Origin of the sequence: Salinicola endophyticus (assembly GCF_003206575.1) — a bacterium.
Lineage (GTDB): Bacteria > Pseudomonadota > Gammaproteobacteria > Pseudomonadales > Halomonadaceae > Salinicola > Salinicola endophyticus.
In genome coordinates this window covers 372078-389169 of the sequence record NZ_PZJO01000003.1, presented here as the reverse complement: position 1 = coordinate 389169, position 17092 = coordinate 372078, and the positions used below count along the sequence as shown (strand labels likewise).

The window sequence follows — 17092 nt, the reverse complement described above, 5'->3', positions numbered from 1 at the left end:
TCGACTCGGCCATGCCGACAGCGGTCCGAGGGCATGGTCTCGCCTTCGGCCGATTGCTGCCGGTGCCTATAACCGATTGAGCGCTAATTGTATACTTGGCGGCTTACGAATTCATGGGCAACGGTACGCAGTCAATGACAGAGTCGACGGCAGATGCGAAAACCTTTCAGGGGCTGATCCTCGCCCTGCAGCAATACTGGGCGGAACAGGGCTGCGTCGTGCTGCAGCCGCTCGATATGGAAGTGGGCGCCGGCACCTTCCACCCGGCCACCTTTCTACGCTCGATCGGGCCGGAGAGCTGGAACGCCGCCTACGTTCAGCCATCGCGCCGCCCCACCGACGGTCGCTATGGCGAGAACCCCAACCGCCTGCAGCACTACTATCAGTTCCAGGTGGTGATGAAGCCTTCGCCGGCAGACTTCCAGGCGCTCTATCTCGGCTCACTCGAGCGCCTGGGCATCGACCCCAAGGTCCACGACATCCGCTTCGTCGAGGACAACTGGGAGTCACCCACACTGGGTGCCTGGGGCCTGGGCTGGGAGATCTGGCTCAACGGCATGGAGGTGACGCAGTTCACCTACTTCCAGCAGGCCGGCGGCCTCGAGTGCTATCCGGTCACCGGCGAGCTGACCTACGGTCTCGAGCGCATCGCCATGTACCTGCAGGATGTCGACAGCGTCTATGACCTGGTGTGGACGATCGCCCCGGATGGCACCCGCGTCACATACGGTGACGTCTATCTGCAGAACGAGCGCGAGCAGTCGGCCTACAACTTCGAGCACGCCGACGTACCCTACCTGTTCGAGGCCTTCGACCACTGCGAGGGCGAGTGCAACAAGCTGCTCGAGGCCAATCTGCCGCTGCCCGCCTATGAGCAGGTACTCAAGGCCTCGCACACCTTCAACCTGCTGGACGCCCGCCACGCCATCTCGGTGACCGAGCGTCAGCGCTATATCCTGCGCGTGCGCACACTGGCGCGGGACGTGGCCCACGCCTACTACGCCTCGCGTGAGGCGGCCGGCTTCCCGCTGGCACCGGAAGCGCTACGGCGCGACCTGCTGGCGCAGACATCGCAAACCACTCAGGGAGACGCATGAGCATGGCAGCCAACACCCTACTGATCGAACTGGGCGTCGAGGAGCTGCCACCCGGAGCCCTGCGCGATCTCGCCCAGGCCCTGCGTGACGGCGTCTCCAAGGGGCTCGCCGACGCCGAAGTCCCCATGGGTAGCGCCACCGCCCTGGCCTCTCCCCGCCGCCTCGCCGTGCGCATCGAAGCGCTCGCCGACAAGCAGCCCGACCGTGAGGTCGAGAAGCGCGGCCCGGCACTCGCCGCCGCCTTCAAGGATGGCCAGCCGACCAAGGCAGCCGAGGGCTTTGCCCGCTCCTGCGGCGTGAGCGTGGACGAGCTGATCCACCTGGAGACCGACAAGGGGACCTGGCTCGGCTACCGCGAGCAGCAGCAGGGAGAATCCATTGATGCCCTGCTACCGGCCATCGTCGCCAGTGCGGTCAACGCCCTGCCGGTCCCCAAGAACATGCGCTGGGGCGCCTCACGCATCGAATTCTCGCGCCCGGTGCACTGGCTGGTGCTGCTCTACGGTGATCGCGTCGTCGATGCCGAGGTGCTCGGCCTGTCTGCCGGACGCACCACCCGTGGCCACCGCTTCCATGCCCCCGATGCGTTCGACCTGGCCCATGCCGACGACTACCAGGCGGCGCTGGAGAATGCCTATGTGCTGGTCGACATGGATCGCCGGCGCGCACGCATTCGCGAGCAGGTGCTGGCGGAAGCCGAGGTCCACGACGGGCAGGCGGTCATCGACGACGCCCTGCTGGAAGAGGTCAACGGCCTGGTGGAGTGGCCGGTGGCGCTGACCGGAAGCTTCGACGAGCGCTTCCTCGAGGTCCCCGCGGAGTGCCTGATCTCCTCGATGAAGGCCAACCAGAAGTACTTCCACCTGCTCGATGCCGACGGCAAGCTCATGCCGCAGTTCATCACCGTGGCCAATATCGAGAGCGAAGATCCGCAGCAGGTGATCTACGGCAACGAGAAGGTGATTCGTCCGCGCCTGGCCGATGCTGTTTTCTTCTTCGAAACCGATCGCAAGCAGACACTGGCTTCGCGTCAGACCTCGCTGAGTAACGTGGTATTCCAGCGCGAACTCGGCAGTCTGGCGGACAAGGCGGCGCGCAGCGAGGTGGTGGCCCGCTTCATTGCCGAGAAGATCGGCGGCGACAGTAGCGCCGCAGCGCGTGCAGCGCAGCTGGCGAAGTGCGATCTGGTCACCGAGATGGTGCTCGAGTTCCCCGAGCTCCAGGGAATCATGGGCACCTACTACGCACGCCACGACGGCGAACCCGATGCAGTCGCCGACGCGCTGCACGAGCAGTATCTGCCCCGCTTCGCCGGCGACGAGATTCCGCGTACGTCGACCGGCATGGCAATCGCCCTGGCCGATCGTCTGGATACGCTCACCGGCATCTTCGGTATCGGCCAGCGCCCCACCGGGGCCAAGGACCCGTTCGCCCTGCGCCGCGCCACCATCGGCGTGCTCAACATCCTGATCAAGGGCGAGCTGGATCTGGACCTGCGTGAGCTGCTCGAACTCGCCGCCTCCCAGCATCGCGACCTGCCCAAGGCCGACGGTCTGGTGGATGACGTCCTCACCTATATGCTCGACCGCTTCCGCGCCTGGGCCCAGGACGAAGGCCTGCCAGTAGACGTCTACCTCGCCGTGCGGTCACGCCCGGTAACTCGCCCGCTCGACTTCGCCCGCCGTCTGCACGCGGTGCATCGCTTCGAGCAGCGCGAGGAAGCCGCCGCCCTGGCGGCCGCCAACAAGCGCGTTGCCAACATCCTGGCCAAGCAGCAGCACGACACCGGCGCCACCGTCGACGCGGCGCTGTTGAGCGAAGAGGCAGAGATCGCCCTGGCGCATGCCGTCACCGACTGTCGCGACCAGGTGGAGCCGCTGTTCCGTCAGGCCGACTACGCCCAGGCGCTGGATATCCTGGCTACGCTGCGCGCACCGGTGGATCGCTTCTTCGATGAGGTCATGGTGGCGGTCGACGACGACGCGGTCCGCACCAACCGTCTGGCGCTGCTGGCCAGCCTGCAAGGGCTGTTCCTCGCCGTGGCGGATATCTCCGAGCTGCAGCAGTAACGTTTCACGTGAAACACCACCCGCCCGGAACACCCGGGCGGGTCTCTTCTCTCCCAGTATTGACCAGCCCCTCCTGCATCAGCACGGCCCGACCACGCCTCTCGCCACCTCATATCCTCACAGCCCGAGCGCGCGGCACAAGCCAGATTGTTCCACGTGAAACATTGCGCAACTGGATTGGCGCCAGTGCCACAGCAGAGCGATAATGCGGCGACATCCGCCTCCAACCAGGCCCCGCCATGCAGAAACTGGTCATCCTCGACCGCGACGGCGTCATCAACGAGGACTCCGATGCCTATATCAAGTCCCTCGACGAGTGGCACCCCTACCCCACTGCCATCGAAGCCATTGCCACACTCACGCGGGCAGGCTGGCAAGTAGCGATCGCCACCAATCAGTCGGGCATCGGCCGCGGCTACTACAGTCGCGACACCCTGGAAGCCATCCACGCGCGGCTTCACACGATGGTTCGTCAGGCCGGCGGCGAGATCGCACATATCGCCTATTGCCCCCACCTGCCCCAGGAGGCCTGTGACTGCCGCAAGCCAAAGCCGGGGCTGCTGTTTCAGATCCAGCAGGCGCTGGCACTGCCAACACTGGCGGGGAGCTGGATGGTGGGAGATAGCCTGCGCGACATCGAAGCGGGTATCGCGGCCGGCACACAAACGGCACTGGTCAATACTGGCAAGGGCGAGGGCTACGCCTCCGACGTGGCCCGTGACCTCCCAAATACCTGGCGCTGCGACGACCTCGCTGACTTCGTTCGACACCTGCTGAAGGCGGCATGATCGAAGCGCGATATCGCGCTGACTAACACGACCGCAATCGCCGAGCCCAATAAGACGGCCCCGGCAGGTGCCGCGAAGGCGACGGTACGCTCAACATGTTTCACGTGAAACATGCCGTGCGGCCTAGGGTGTTGCCCGGCAACGTTACGTCACAAACGGCGCATGAAGACTGGACTACGCTTGGGGCAACAGCCCACCGGATGGGACGGAGTCATGACATCGGGTAAGAAGATAGGCCTATCGCTGCTGCTCGTCGTGCTGGTGGCGATCATCGCGTTAGTCATCGTGGTGCTGACATTCGACTGGAATCGCCTCAAGCCGACGCTCAACCAGCGGATCTCGGCGGCAATTCATCGGCCTTTCGCCATCGAGGGCGATCTCGGTCTCTCCTGGGAGAGACCGACAGATGTCGACGGCTGGCGTGGCTGGATACCCTGGCCGCACCTGCACGCCGAGCAGATTCGTGTCGGCAGCCCCGAGCCCGTCACCGATGCCGATCTCGCCAGACTGAAAGCACTGGACCTGACGCTGGCCCCCTTGTCACTGCTCGAACGCCGCGTGACGATCCCTCGAATAGCGATCAGCGGCGGCGAAGCCACCTTGGTCAGGCGCAAGGATGGCAGCAACAACTGGACACTCGATCTCGGCGACACCTCCAGTGATGCGGATACGGCCGAAGCGCAGCCTGGCTGGACCGTGGATATTGGCGATATCACGTTCGACCCCATTGCCCTCCACTATCGCGACCAGACCCTGGATGCCAATGTCGACGCCACCTTAACCCTGCTGGGCCAGCCCATCGCCTTCAGCGAGCTGAGCGGCGGGGCGCCTGCACCTGACGACGGCACAGGTCATCGCGTCGCCGACTACGCTTTCGGCTGGCAGGCCAGCGGCACCTATCGGGGTCAGGATATCGGCGGCGAGGGTAAACTAGGCAGTCTGATAGCGCTGCGTCAGCCCGTCGCGCCCTACCCGCTGCAAGCCGATGTCACCGCAGGACAGACCCGCGTGAGCGTCGCCGGCACTCTGACCGACCCGCTGGCGCCAAAACGGATCGATCTCGACCTCACCTTCGCTGGCCAGAATCTGGGAGATCTCTATCGGGTGATCGGTGTCACCCTGCCCGACACTCCGCCGTACTCGACTCGTGGCCACCTGACCGCCGACCTGGCGACGCAAGATACGCTCACCTTTCGCTACCGCGATTTCGACGGCCAGGTCGGGGACAGCGACATCCATGGCGATCTCACCTATACCCTGGGCGAGCCTCGCCCGTCTCTCACCGGCGAGGTCGTGTCGCGTCAGCTGCGCTTCGCCGATCTGGCGCCACTGATCGGCGCCGACAGCAGCAGCGACGGCCCCGACGAAACGAGCAAACCGCAGCCCGAAGGCAAGGTACTACCGGTGGCAGAGTTCAAGACCGAGCAGTGGCGAGCCATGGATGCCGACGTCAAGTTCACCGCCCAGCGGATCGAACACGGCGACTCGCTGCCGCTGGAGGATCTCTATACCCATGTCAGACTACGTGATGGCGAAATCCTGCTCGACCCGCTGCGCTTTGGCGTCGCCGGCGGCAATCTCAATACCACGTTACGCCTGGATGGCAGCCAGACGCCACTGGCGGCGCGTATCGATCTGCATATTCGTCGCCTGCTGTTGAGCCGACTCTTTCCCGAGGTCGAGCTGATGCAGAACAGCCGTGGGGAGCTCAACGGAGACGCCACCCTCAGCGGGCGCGGCAACTCGGTTGCCGCCCTGCTCGGCAGCAGCGATGGCGATCTACAAATGATCGTCAGCGATGGCGTCATCAGTCGCAATTTGATGGAACTGGCCGGGCTCAACGTGGGCAATTATCTGGTGGGCAAGCTGTTCGGGGACGAACAGGTACGCATCAACTGCGCCGCCACCAGTCTCAAGGTCGACGATGGCCTGGCACGCACGCGATTCTTCGTCATCGATACGGAGAACGCACTGATCAAGATCGATGGCAGCATCAACTTCGCCAACGAGCGGCTCGATCTCAATATCGAGCCGGAAAGCAAGGGCGCTCGAGTATTCACGCTGCGCTCCCCGCTCTATGTCCATGGCACCTTCGCCAACCCCTCGCCCGGGGTGGATGCCAGCTCGCTGCTGGCGCGAGGCGCTGTCGGCGCCTTCCTGGGCACTGTCGCCGCACCCGCGGCTGCGCTCCTGGCACTGGTTTCTCCCAGCGCCGGCCAGACCACGCCGTGCAATGACTTTCTGAGCCAGATCCAGACCCAGCGATGACGCCAAGATGTTTCACGTGGAACACTATCGGAGCGTTGCGGCAGCGGCCTCTGCCGAGCATGAGGCCGGGACCGGCAGTCGACATGTCTACCCTGGGGCGGTTGCGCCCGCCGCAGGATGCGGATGTGCTACCGCCCTGACGTGTTCCTCTCCCTGCAGTCGACGGCGACTTGAATCTGAAACTCAGCGATTGACCCGACTGTGGTGGTGCCGATCAGCGACGCCGGCCCATGGCGAGGAGTCGTGTTCCACGTGAAACATCGACGCTATCTCACGACAGTGCCTATGTCGCCCGAGAGACCACCGTAACCATCACTCCTTGATCTGGTGCCGTCGCTGCCGAGACACGACCCTGTTGCCGCTTCGACAACATGGCCGCCCCTGCACTCGACGAATACCGAATCCTGACCCTCAGCGAACGCCCCAGCCGCGCCGATCAGTGATGCCGATCGATGGCTAGGCACGGTGTTCCACGTGAAACATCCAACGCGCCGAAAGAACACGCAGTCACCTCTCATGAACGCGATGCTTGCGTGTCAACGGCTGCGCCGCAGCGGGAATGTACGGTGGGAAGTGGCTTACACAACGAGAAAGCCCGGCACATAAAAGAGGCCCGCCTTAGTCGTGAAACGACACAACGGCGGGCCGGGAGGCAACGGGTAGGGAATGTCAGTCGCGGGGTTCCGCCCTGCCATCTTGGTGAGCGGCGCTATCAGCGTCAGCGTTGTCACGATAGTGGCGGCCCAGCGATGCGAGAGCGTCGATCAGCTTATCGATCTCGCTGCTGAAACGCTCCTGCTGCTGGGCATAGAAGTGGCGGGTATAGGAGGAACCCTTGTGCTTTCTGACCAGGGCTTCGAACTGATCGCCCAGCTGCTCGGTATGGAAACGCATCCGCTCGGTGAGAAATTCGGCGTGTCCCTGATGACAGGCGACATCCATCAGCGCTCTCATCTGCACGGTGAGCAGGTAGAGCTGCATGACGTTACGCTCCTGCACCTCTTTCTGGGTGGAAACGCTGTCGTCGAGCAGATTGATCGCGCTCATCTCGCAGCAGTCCGTCGCCTCCGACATCGGACGCTGCTCGCGGTATTCCTGCGTCTGCATCATGATGACCTCCTCGGCTTCGGTGCGTGACGATACCTTCAGTCTATGCATCGCCGGGGCTTTACTCCCTCAGTCATTAGTCGAAAGCGACACTAGGTCGCAGGGTCACCTGAAGCGCAATGGCATACCCCGCGGCCAGCCGCCACAAAGGGGATGCATCACGCGTGCGACAGCGCCTCTGCCCTTCGACATGTTCGACTCACGGCGGTCGACTTGATCCACGTTGTGTCGAGCCGATTTTCACTCGGCGATAGTGGGACACACAGACAGGCAGAGAAGAGAGAAAACGCCATGATCGACATGACGACCTTCCTGGGCAGTCTGGATCGACCGTCTCCCCCCGCCGACCTGGGGCGCGAGCTGCGCGCCCTGTGGTGGGCCGGCAAGTCCGAGTGGTCCAAGGCACACGATCAGGTGGAGACCGCTTGCGGTGCCCGCGCCGCCTGGGTGCACGCGTATCTGCACCGCTGGGAAGGCGATATCGGCAACGCCGGCTACTGGTATCGGCAAGCGGGGTGCCCAGTGCCGGACCAGAGTCTCGATGACGAGTGGCAGGAGATCACGCGATCACTGCTACAAGAACGCTCACCGCCCTCTTGATCCACCCCGGGTGGCGGCATCAATCGCGGACTGGCAATATCAGCTCGGCGAAACGGTTCAGATCGACGTTGCCGCCGGAGAGCACGATCCCGACACGCTGGCCCTCGATCCGCACACGGCCAGCGAAAGCCGCCGCAGCCGCCAGGCAACCGGTCGGCTCGACGAACTGCTTCATGCGACCGGCCAGAAAGCCCATCGCCTCGACCAGCTCGGCGTCGGTGACGGTGACGATCTCATCGACGCACTGCTGCACCACCGGGAACGTCAGGCTGCCCAGCGCCTGGGTCTGGGCGCCATCGGCGATCGTGCGCGGGGTGGCAATCGAGACGATCTCGCCACTGGCCAGGCTTCTCTGGGCATCGTTTCCGGCCTCCGGCTCGACCCCAATGACTCGGCAGCCCGGATAGCGCGCCCTGGCGACCGTGGCACAGCCGGACAACAGCCCGCCGCCACCCAGCGGCACGATCAGCGCATCCAGCTCGCCGACATCATCGAACAGCTCCTTGGCCGCGGTCCCCTGCCCGGCCATGACGTGTGGGTGATTGAACGGCGGGATCAGCGTCAAGCCTTCGGCCTCGGCCAGCTCCCGGCCCAACGCCTCGCGGTCCTGGGTATAGCGATCATAGAGCACCACTTCGGCACCGTAGCCCCGCGTCGCCGCGATCTTGATCGCCGGTGCATCCTCGGGCATCACGATGACGGCGCGAATGCCATGCAGTCTGGCCGAGAGCGCAATCGCCTGGGCATGGTTACCCGAGGAGAAGGCGATCACCCCCGCGGCCTTCTGCCCCCGATCGAACTGGCTGATGGCGTTGTATCCGCCACGAAACTTGAAGGCGCCGATCCGCTGGAGATGTTCCGCCTTGAAATGAAGCGCTGCGCCGCTGCGCTCATCAGCCGTCGTCGAACGCAGCACGGGGGTGTGGTGGGCGATGCCCGCCAACCGCCGGTGTGCCGCCACCACATCGTCATAATCGATCGCCAAGTGGCTCATGCTCTCTCCTGTCACCTTCGCCACTGACACCCCGTGGCGCGCTGCGTAATATGCCAGCCACAGTGTCATTCTCAACGGCTACCGAGGAAAGGGACAGATGACGTCATACGAGTGGATATGGCAAACCGGGCCGGAGCTCGATCCCGCCGGGCTGTACACACTGCTGTCGCTGCGCACGGCGGTGTTCGTGGTCGAACAGCAGTGTGCCTATCAGGAGCTGGACGGCCGCGACCTGGCGCCATCGACGCATCACTTGCAGATCTTGGCAGCGGGTCAGCTCGCGGCCACCCTGCGCCTGCTGGCACCCGCTACGGTCACTCAGCCGGTCGCCATCGGACGCGTCGTCATCCACCCCGACCACCGGGGTAGTGGCCTGGGCCACGACCTGTTGCGAGCCGCGCTGCACAGAATCGAATCCCTGTGGCCCGGCCGCAGCGCCAGGCTGTCTGCCCAGGCGCATCTACGAGCCTACTATGGCCGCCACGGATTCGAACCCGTCAGCGATATCTATCTGGAAGACGGCATTCCGCATATCGACATGCACCGAGCTTGGGACGCGGAAAGTCGCTAACCACACACATCAATGGAGACAAAAAAGCCGACGCTGCACAGCAGCGTCGGCTTCTCTTCGGCGTATCCGCCCCGCCAGGCGGGGCAGAGGTCATCTTTCGTTCAGGCGCCCAACTCGCTCAGCATCTTCTCGATCAGGTCCAGCCCCTCTTCCAGTACCTCGTCACTGATGGTGACCGGCATCAAGAAGCGGATGGTGTTGCCGTAGAGGCCGCAGGAGAGCAGGATCAGCCCGCGCTCGCGAGCGGTCTTGCACAGCTTGGCCGCCATCTCGGTGTTGGGCTGCGCGCTCTTCTTGTCGCTGACCAGGTCGAACGCCGCCATGGCGCCCAGGTTGCGCGCGTTGGCGACCGAGGCGTAGTCCTGCTGCCACTTGTCGAAGCGCGCCCGCAGCTTCTCGCCCAGCGCCTGGCTCTTCTCCAGGATGCGCTCCTCCTCGAACACCTCGAGCACTGCCAGCACCGCGGCACATGACACCGGGCTGCCGGTATAGGTACCGCCCAGCGAGTTGCCACCGGAAGCGTCCATGACCTTGTCGGTGCCCACCACCGCGGAGATCGGCATGCCGTCGGCCATGCTCTTGGCCATGGTCATGATGTCCGGCTCGACCCCGCTGTGCTCGATCGCGAACAGCTTGCCGGTACGCCCGAAGCCGGACTGCACCTCGTCGACGATCATCAGGATGCCGTGCTCGTCGCAGATCTCGCGGATCGCTTCGAGGAAGCGCTTGGGCGCCGCGTGGAAGCCGCCCTCGCCAAGCACCGGCTCGATCACGATCGCTGCGGTATCGCGCGGATTGGCGTCGCTCTTGAGCACCATCTTGAGGTGGCGCAGGGCCTCTTCCTCGCTGACCCCGATCGACTCGACCGGATAGGGAGCACGGTAGACCTGACCCGGCATCGGGCCGAAGTCGTTGCGATAGGGGGCGACCTTGCCGTTCATCGCCATGGTCATGAAGGTGCGCCCGTGATAGCCGCCGGTGAAACAGATCACGCCGGAGCGCCCGGTGGCGGCCCGCGCCACCTTGACCGCGTTCTCCAGCGCCTCGGCACCGGAGTTGGCCAGCATCACCTTGGCGTGCCCACGGACCGGCGTCACTTCACTGAGCTTCTGCGCCACGCGCACATAGCCCTCGTAGGGCATGACCGTCTGGCAGGTGTGCATGACGCGGTCGAGCTGCGCCTTGACCGCTTCGACCACCTTGGGATGGCGGTGGCCGATGTTGAGCACGCCGATACCGCCGGCGAAGTCGATGAAGCGCTTGCCGTCCTCGTCCCACAGCTCGGCGTTCTCCGCCCGCGCGGCGAATTCGACCGCCGGGCTGGCGGCACCGTTGGCCACGTAGCGCTGCTTGAGTTCATTGAGTTCTGCGTTGGTCATGCAACTCTCCTCCTGAGGCGGCGCGCGTGATGGCGCCGATGAGCCGTCCCGGACGTCCACACGGGTATCGACGGGACGATGGTGACTGTCACGATTTCGTGTAAGAGGCACGGATGAGACGATCGCCTACCTCTCGACCGTAGCGCTGTCGCGCCCACAGGTACAGCAGCAATCCGGCGATCATCCAGCCGCCGAACACCACCCACTCCACCGGCACCAGGGCCGACGGGCTGCCCGGCAGGTATAGGAACACCATGCCCAGCGACAGCAGTACCGCCAGCACGCCGACCAGGCCACCGGCCTTGACCCGATAAGGGCGCGCCATCTCCGGTTCACGCCGGCGCAGGATCAAGAACGACAGCGATACGAACAGGTAGGCGATGACGATCCCCAGACCGCCGGCATCGACCAGCCACACCAGCGCCGGGCGGCCGAAGAATGGCGCCAGGGTGGAGAGCACGCCGATCAGGATGATGGCGTTGGTGGGAGTCTTGTAGCGCGGATGCAGCTTGCCCAGGAACGCCGGCAGCATGCCCGAGTGAGCGAGTGCGTAGATCGCCCGCGAGCCGCCGATATAGAAGGCGTTCCAGCTGGTGATGATCCCGGCGATCCCGGCCAGCACCATCAGATTGCCGGCCCAGGCGCCATCGAACACCGCCTGCATGGCATCGGGCACGCTCAGGGTGCTGCCGCCCAGGGCGTCGTTATCGAGCATCAGGCTGGTCCCCAGCACGATCAGGGTGTACCAGGCCACCGCCATGAGCACCGACAGCACCAGCACCTTGCCGATGTCGCGGAACGGCAGATCGATCTCCTCCGCCGCCTGGGGAATGACGTCGAAACCGACGAACAGGAAGGGCACCAGCACCAGCACCGCGACGATACCGCCGAAGGCGCCGTGCTCGCCGCTGGCGAACAGCGGCTGCATGTTGCCGGTATCACCGGAGAACAGCGAACCGGTGACGAACATCACCCCGGCGATCAGGATCAGCCCGGTGACCACTTTCTGCAGCAGCGCCGCCGTCGAGATCCCCAGGTAGTTGATCACCATCATCATCAGCGAGCCGATCACCCCGACCGCCACCCAGCTGGCCTTGACCTCCCAGCCGGCGACGGTCCACAGATCGCCCACGGCATAGCCGGGGAACAGATGCTGGACCACGGTGGGCAGCGCCACCGCCTCGAACGAGGCGACGCTGACATAGCCGAGCACGATGCTCCAGGTGCAGACGAAGGAGGCGAAATGCCCCAGCGCACGATAGCTGTAGACGTGCTCGCCGCCGACCTGCGGCATCGCCGCGGCCAGCTCGGCGTAGGTCAGGCCGACCAGCAGTACCGCGATGCCGCCGATGATGAAGGCAATGATCGCACCCAGGCTGCCGCCATCGAGAATGGCGCCGCCGGTGAGCACGATCCAGCCCCAGCCGATCATCGCGCCGAAGGCGAGTGCCAGCACGTCGGCCCGCGCCAGGACGCGCACGAACTCGGTGGGTTGAGAAGCGTTGGACATAGCAGGATCTCTTGACGTTGTTGTTGATGAAGCGTGTTGATGAAGCGTTGTTGCCGAAGCATTGTCGATGAGCCGCTATTGGCACGACTCTGACGCCACGCTATCACCGCCGCCAGCCACGCTGAGTAGACCACTCCTGCTATTCAGATAGACCACTTGCGCGGCAAGCGCCATAATTTCATCGTCACGGCACCCCGGAGGCACCCATGGAAGATCGCCGCCGGGCTCTGGCCCGGATCGAGAGCGGCTACCGCGACCAGCCCGCCCATTTGACCAAGCACCAACGCCTGGAGCAGACCCTGCTGTCGCTGATCGAGCGCCACTGGCAGAAAGGTCAGCGCCTGCCCGGGCATCGCGATCTGTGCGCATCGCTGGGCGTGGCCCGCAATACCCTGGCCGGGGTGATCGAACGGCTGGTCCAGCAGGGCTACCTGATCACCGATCACGGCCGCGGCACCTGGGTCCACAAGCGCTCGCCGCCCGATACCAGCGCACCCGCAACCGGGCCGATCTCGCAGCGTGCCCAACGCCTCCTCAGCGACGTCGGCGCCAGTCCGGTGCAGAGCGGCGCCTTCGTCCCCGGGGTGCCGGATATCGTGCATTTCCCGCTGGCCCGCTGGCGCCTGCTCTACTCACGCGTCACGGTACCTCACAACACCCTGTTGCTCGCCTACGCCTCGGGGGGCTATGGCCCGCTCAAGCGCGCGATCGCCGGCTTTCTCGCCCGCTGGCGCGGTATCCACTGCGAGCTCGATCAGATCGTGATCACCGAAGGCGCCCACCATGGCCTGCAGCTATGCGCTCTGGCGCTCGCCGACGAGGGTGACCGGGCGGTGATGGACTCGCCCTTCTACTGGGGCGCTCGCAACGTCTTCCAGGCCTGCGGCCTGGGTGTCGACCACGCCATCTGGGACCCCCGCCACGGCTACCGTGAGCCGCTGCCGGCGCCTGCACCGCGACTGGTCTACTTCACCGGATCGCACCACTACCCGCTGGGCGTGGAGTCAGTAAACGCTCACAAACAGGCACTGATCCAGCATCTCGAGCCCGAATGGATACTCGAGGATGACTACGAATTCGGTGACGGCGATCGCCAGTCATTGACGTTCGACCCGCGCAGCGGCAATCGCATCCTGATCGGCTCCTTCTCCAAGCTGATGTTCCCCGGGCTGCGGCTGGGCTATCTGGTCGTGCCCAGCGCTCTCAGCCATACCCTCAACCGGGTACGTACCGGGGTCTTTCGCGAGGGTCGGCTGCTGGATCAGGCGGTGCTCGCCGCCTTCATCGACGCTGGCGACCTGGATAGCTGGTGCCACCGGATCGCGGCCGACTACCTGACCCGTCAGCGCGAGCTCCACGCCCTGCTGGTAGAGACACCGGGGGTGATCGCGGTCTCCCCGCCGGCGCCCAATATCAGCTTGAGCGTCGAGCTCTCCCCCACCCTCGACGATGAACGCCTGTCGCACTACCTGCTCAACCGTCACCACCTGGTGGTACGGCCGCTGAGCCGAGTGTGCGCGCCCGGCGATACGCGCCGCGGTCTGGTTCTCGGGGTGGGCATGGCCGAAGGGGAAGCGCTGACACACCAGGGTCGGCGGCTGGCGGCGGCGATCCGCAGCTTCGTCGAACAGCAGGCGTGAGCGTCATGCGACCGACAGCGGGACAGTAAGCCGTCACGCTCTCTTGATGGGGGGCGACTCGGTGAAGAGCCACGAGGTACAAGGTGTGCTCGGCGGAGGGTGTGCGCGGCACCGGGTGGACACCCGCGCGGTCGCCACAGGGCTGCGCGTCAGGCGGGGTCCGGCGCCGGGGAACGGATGCGCTGTTCGGAGTCGGGGTCGAACACCACCATGCGTGTGACGTCGAACGCGAAGCGCGCGGCGCTGCCCGGCTCGACCGCCCCGCCCGGGCGCATGCGGGCATTGATGCGCTTGCCGCCGAGCGACGTCACCACGTAGAGATCGGCACCGGTAGGTTCGACCAGCGCCACCGGCAGCTCGGCTTCGTGGACGTCGCCCTCGCGGCGATCGGCGCTGGCCGGGTCGGTGATCGCCTCCGGGCGCAGCCCCACCACCACCTCGCGGTCGTACCACTGACGCAGGGCGTCACGGTCGCGGCGCACCGGCAGCAGCACCTGGGTCTCCTCGGCGTCGAGAGCGACCCAGGGTTCGCCGTCGCGCTCGACCACCCGCCCGGGAATCAGATTCATCGAAGGCGAGCCCATGAAGCCGGCCACGAACAGATTGCTGGGGTCATCGTAGACCTGCTGCGGCGTGCCCAGCTGCTGCAGCTCGCCGCCGCGCATCACCGCGATCCGCGTGGCCAGCGTCATCGCCTCGATCTGATCGTGGGTGACATAGACGATCGTGGTCCGCAGGCGCTGATGCAGCTGCTTGATCTCGGTACGCATGTCGACCCGCAGCTTGGCATCGAGATTGGAGAGCGGCTCGTCGAACAGGAACAGCTGCGGCTCGCGCACCAGCGCCCGCCCCATTGCCACGCGCTGACGCTGGCCACCAGAGAGCTGAGACGGCTTGCGCGACAGCAGATTCTCGATCTGCAGCAGCCGCGCCACCCGCTCGATCGCCTCGCGGCGCGCCTTGCGCGGCACCTTGCGCATCTCCAGGCCGAAGCCGATGTTGCCGGCCACGGTCATGCTCGGATAGAGCGCATAGGACTGGAACACCATGGCGATGTCGCGCTTGGCCGGCGGCAGGTCGTTGATGCGCACGCCATCGAGCAGCAGCTCGCCATCGCTCAGGGTATCGAGCCCGGCGATCATGTTGAGCAGGGTCGACTTGCCGCAGCCCGAGGGCCCCACCAGCACCAGGAAGTCGCCCTGGGCGATCGCGATATCGACCCCCTTGAGCACCGGGGTCGAGCCGAAGCGCTTGTGGACGTTGTGAATGTGCAGAAAACTCATGTCTCTTTCAGCCCTTGACCGATCCCGACATCAGCCCGCGCAGGAAGTACTTGCCCGCGAGGACGTAGACGATGAGGGTGGGCACCGCCGCCACCATCGCCGCTGCCATGTTGACGTTGTAGGCCTTCACCCCGGTGGAGCTATTGACCAGGTTGTTGAGCGCCACCGTGATCGGCGCGCTGTCGCCGGAGGCGAAAGAGACCCCGAACAGGAAGTCGTTCCAGACGTTGGTGAACTGCCAGATCACGGTGACCACGATGATCGGCACCGAGGCCGGCAGGAGTATGCGAAAGAAGAGCGTGAAGAAGCCGGCTCCATCGAGCTTGGCGGCGCGCACCAGCTCATCCGGGAAGGCGGCGTAGAAGTTGCGGAAGAACAGCGTGGTGAAGCCGATCCCGTAGACGATATGCACCAGCACCAGGCCGGCGGTGCTGTTGGCCAGGTGCAGAATGCCCAGTACCCGCGCCATCGGCAGCAGGATGATCTGGAACGGGATGAAGCAGCTGAACAGCATCAGCCCGAACACGATCTTGTGCCCGCGAAAGCGCCACTTGGTCAGCACATAACCGTTGAAGGCCCCGAGCAGGCCGGAGATCAGCACCGCCGGCACCACGATCTTGATGCTGTTGAAGAAGTAGCCATGGATCCCGCTGCACTCCAGGCCGATGCAGGCACTCCCCCACGCCTCGCGCCACGGCGCCAGCGTCCACTGCCCAGGCAGTGCCAGCATGTTGCCCTGATGGATCTCCTCGAGGGTCTTGAACGAGGTGGTCAGCATCACGTAGAGCGGCATCAGATAGACGACCGCGAAGAGCAACAGAATCGTATAGAGCAAGGCCCGCGCGAGCGTGAAGCGACGGCCGGCGACGGCACTCATGGGCGCGGCTCCCGCAGTTCGGAGTAGAGATAGGGGATGATCAGCGCCGCGATCACCGCCAGCATGAACACCGCGCTGGCCGCGGCGATACCCATCTCATTGCGCGAGAACGCATAGGAGTACATGAAGGTCGCCGGCACCGCGGTAGCGTTGCCGGGGCCACCGCCGGTCATCGCCACGATCAGATCGAAGCTCTTGATCGCCAGGTGCGCCAGCACCACCACCGCGCTGAGGAAGACAGGCCGCAGCTGGGGCACGATGATGCGCAGATAGATCTTCCAGATCGGCGCGCCGTCGAGCTGCGCGGCCTTGATCATCTCGCCGTCGATACCGCGCAGGCCGGCCAGGAACATCGCCATGACGAAGCCGGTGGCCTGCCACACCGCGGCGATCACCACGGTATAGATCGCCATCTTCGAGTCGATCAGCCAGTGGAAGCTGAAGCTCTGCCAGCCCAGATCGTGCATCGTCTTCTCCAGCCCCAGCCCAGGGTTGAGAAACCACTGCCAGGCGGTGCCGGTGACGATGAACGACAGTGCCATCGGATAGAGATAGATCGTGCGCAGCACGCCCTCGGCGCGGATACGCTGGTCCAGCAGGATCGCCAGCAGCAGCCCCAGCAGGATGCAGGCGACGATGTAGAGCAGGCCGAAGACCCAGATGTTGTGCAGCGCGATGCCCCAGGTCCAGGATTGCCACAACCGCGTCCACTGGCGCAGCCCCGCCCAGGTGTAGTCCGGCAGCATGCCGGAGTCACTGAAGGAGATATAGCTGGTCCAGGCGATGAAGCCGTAGACGAAGAACAGCACCAGCACACAGGAGGGTGACAGCACCAGCTTGGGCAGCCAGCGCTGCAGGCGCTCACGCGCTCCCATGTGCCGACGCGAGGCGGCGTTCGGCATCGATTCA

Annotated in this window: 14 protein-coding genes; 7 read left to right on the top strand and 7 right to left on the bottom strand. The window is 64.9% G+C overall.

The features are described from left to right. Nucleotides 1-134: 134 nt before the first annotated feature. The 4 genes from glyQ (at nt 135) to DOM66_RS08245 (ending at nt 6222) form a co-directional block, all read left to right on the top strand. Nucleotides 135-1097, top strand: coding sequence for a glycine--tRNA ligase subunit alpha (glyQ, locus tag DOM66_RS08260; RefSeq protein WP_110689969.1), 963 nt, complete (start codon nt 135-137; stop codon nt 1095-1097). Nucleotides 1098-1099: 2 nt separating this feature from the next. Further along, entirely contained in the window at nt 1100-3166 is a 2067-nt protein-coding gene (glyS, locus tag DOM66_RS08255; protein ID WP_110689831.1) for a glycine--tRNA ligase subunit beta, read from the top strand. 239 nt (nt 3167-3405) lie between these two features. Beyond that, nucleotides 3406-3954, top strand: coding sequence for a D-glycero-beta-D-manno-heptose 1,7-bisphosphate 7-phosphatase (gene gmhB / locus DOM66_RS08250; protein WP_110689830.1), 549 nt, complete (start codon nt 3406-3408; stop codon nt 3952-3954). Between the two features lie 213 nt (nt 3955-4167). Beyond that, nucleotides 4168-6222, top strand: a complete 2055-nt coding sequence (locus DOM66_RS08245) for an AsmA family protein (protein ID WP_110689829.1) — start codon at nt 4168-4170, stop codon at nt 6220-6222. A gap of 669 nt (nt 6223-6891) precedes the next feature. Here the strand turns inward: DOM66_RS08245 and DOM66_RS08240 are convergent. Further along, entirely contained in the window at nt 6892-7332 is a 441-nt protein-coding gene (locus tag DOM66_RS08240; protein WP_157958758.1) for a hypothetical protein, read from the bottom strand. 288 nt (nt 7333-7620) lie between these two features. On the opposite strand from DOM66_RS08240, the gene DOM66_RS08235 reads away from it, so the two are divergent. Next, complete coding sequence (locus DOM66_RS08235) at nt 7621-7929, top strand: hypothetical protein (RefSeq protein WP_198651687.1); 309 nt, start codon at nt 7621-7623, stop codon at nt 7927-7929. 19 nt (nt 7930-7948) lie between these two features. Here the strand turns inward: DOM66_RS08235 and DOM66_RS08230 are convergent, their stop codons facing one another. Beyond that, the gene (locus DOM66_RS08230) at nt 7949-8923 is read right to left on the bottom strand and encodes a threo-3-hydroxy-L-aspartate ammonia-lyase (protein WP_110689828.1); all 975 of its coding nucleotides are present in this window, start codon (nt 8921-8923) and stop codon (nt 7949-7951) included. A 97-nt stretch (nt 8924-9020) separates the two neighbouring features. Between DOM66_RS08230 and DOM66_RS08225 the strand changes: the two genes are divergently transcribed. Beyond that, nucleotides 9021-9494, top strand: a complete 474-nt coding sequence (locus DOM66_RS08225; RefSeq protein WP_110689827.1) for a GNAT family N-acetyltransferase — start codon at nt 9021-9023, stop codon at nt 9492-9494. A 101-nt stretch (nt 9495-9595) separates the two neighbouring features. Here the strand turns inward: DOM66_RS08225 and gabT are convergent, their stop codons facing one another. Together gabT and DOM66_RS08215 are read right to left on the bottom strand one after the other, a co-directional pair. Beyond that, nucleotides 9596-10873, bottom strand: coding sequence for a 4-aminobutyrate--2-oxoglutarate transaminase (gabT, locus tag DOM66_RS08220; RefSeq protein ID WP_110689826.1), 1278 nt, complete (start codon nt 10871-10873; stop codon nt 9596-9598). Nucleotides 10874-10961: 88 nt separating this feature from the next. After that, nucleotides 10962-12383 (bottom strand): APC family permease, encoded by a 1422-nt coding sequence (locus tag DOM66_RS08215; RefSeq protein ID WP_110673709.1) that lies wholly within the window; start codon nt 12381-12383, stop codon nt 10962-10964. Between the two features lie 206 nt (nt 12384-12589). Here DOM66_RS08215 and DOM66_RS08210 point away from each other — a divergent pair, with 206 nt between their 5' ends. Further along, nucleotides 12590-14023, top strand: a complete 1434-nt coding sequence (locus DOM66_RS08210) for an aminotransferase-like domain-containing protein (RefSeq protein ID WP_110689825.1) — start codon at nt 12590-12592, stop codon at nt 14021-14023. A 149-nt stretch (nt 14024-14172) separates the two neighbouring features. On the opposite strand, the gene DOM66_RS08205 is transcribed toward DOM66_RS08210, so the two are convergent. Genes DOM66_RS08205 through DOM66_RS08195 form a run of 3 tightly spaced genes read right to left on the bottom strand, consistent with a single transcriptional unit; the run spans nt 14173 to nt 17085 of the window. Continuing rightward, nucleotides 14173-15306, bottom strand: a complete 1134-nt coding sequence (locus DOM66_RS08205) for an ABC transporter ATP-binding protein (RefSeq protein WP_110689824.1) — start codon at nt 15304-15306, stop codon at nt 14173-14175. Between the two features lie 7 nt (nt 15307-15313). Next, nucleotides 15314-16183, bottom strand: coding sequence for a carbohydrate ABC transporter permease (locus tag DOM66_RS08200; RefSeq protein ID WP_110673712.1), 870 nt, complete (start codon nt 16181-16183; stop codon nt 15314-15316). Continuing rightward, complete coding sequence (locus DOM66_RS08195) at nt 16180-17085, bottom strand: carbohydrate ABC transporter permease (RefSeq protein ID WP_198651688.1); 906 nt, start codon at nt 17083-17085, stop codon at nt 16180-16182. Before DOM66_RS08195 ends, DOM66_RS08200 begins: the two co-directional genes overlap by 4 nt. Nucleotides 17086-17092: the final 7 nt, after the last annotated feature.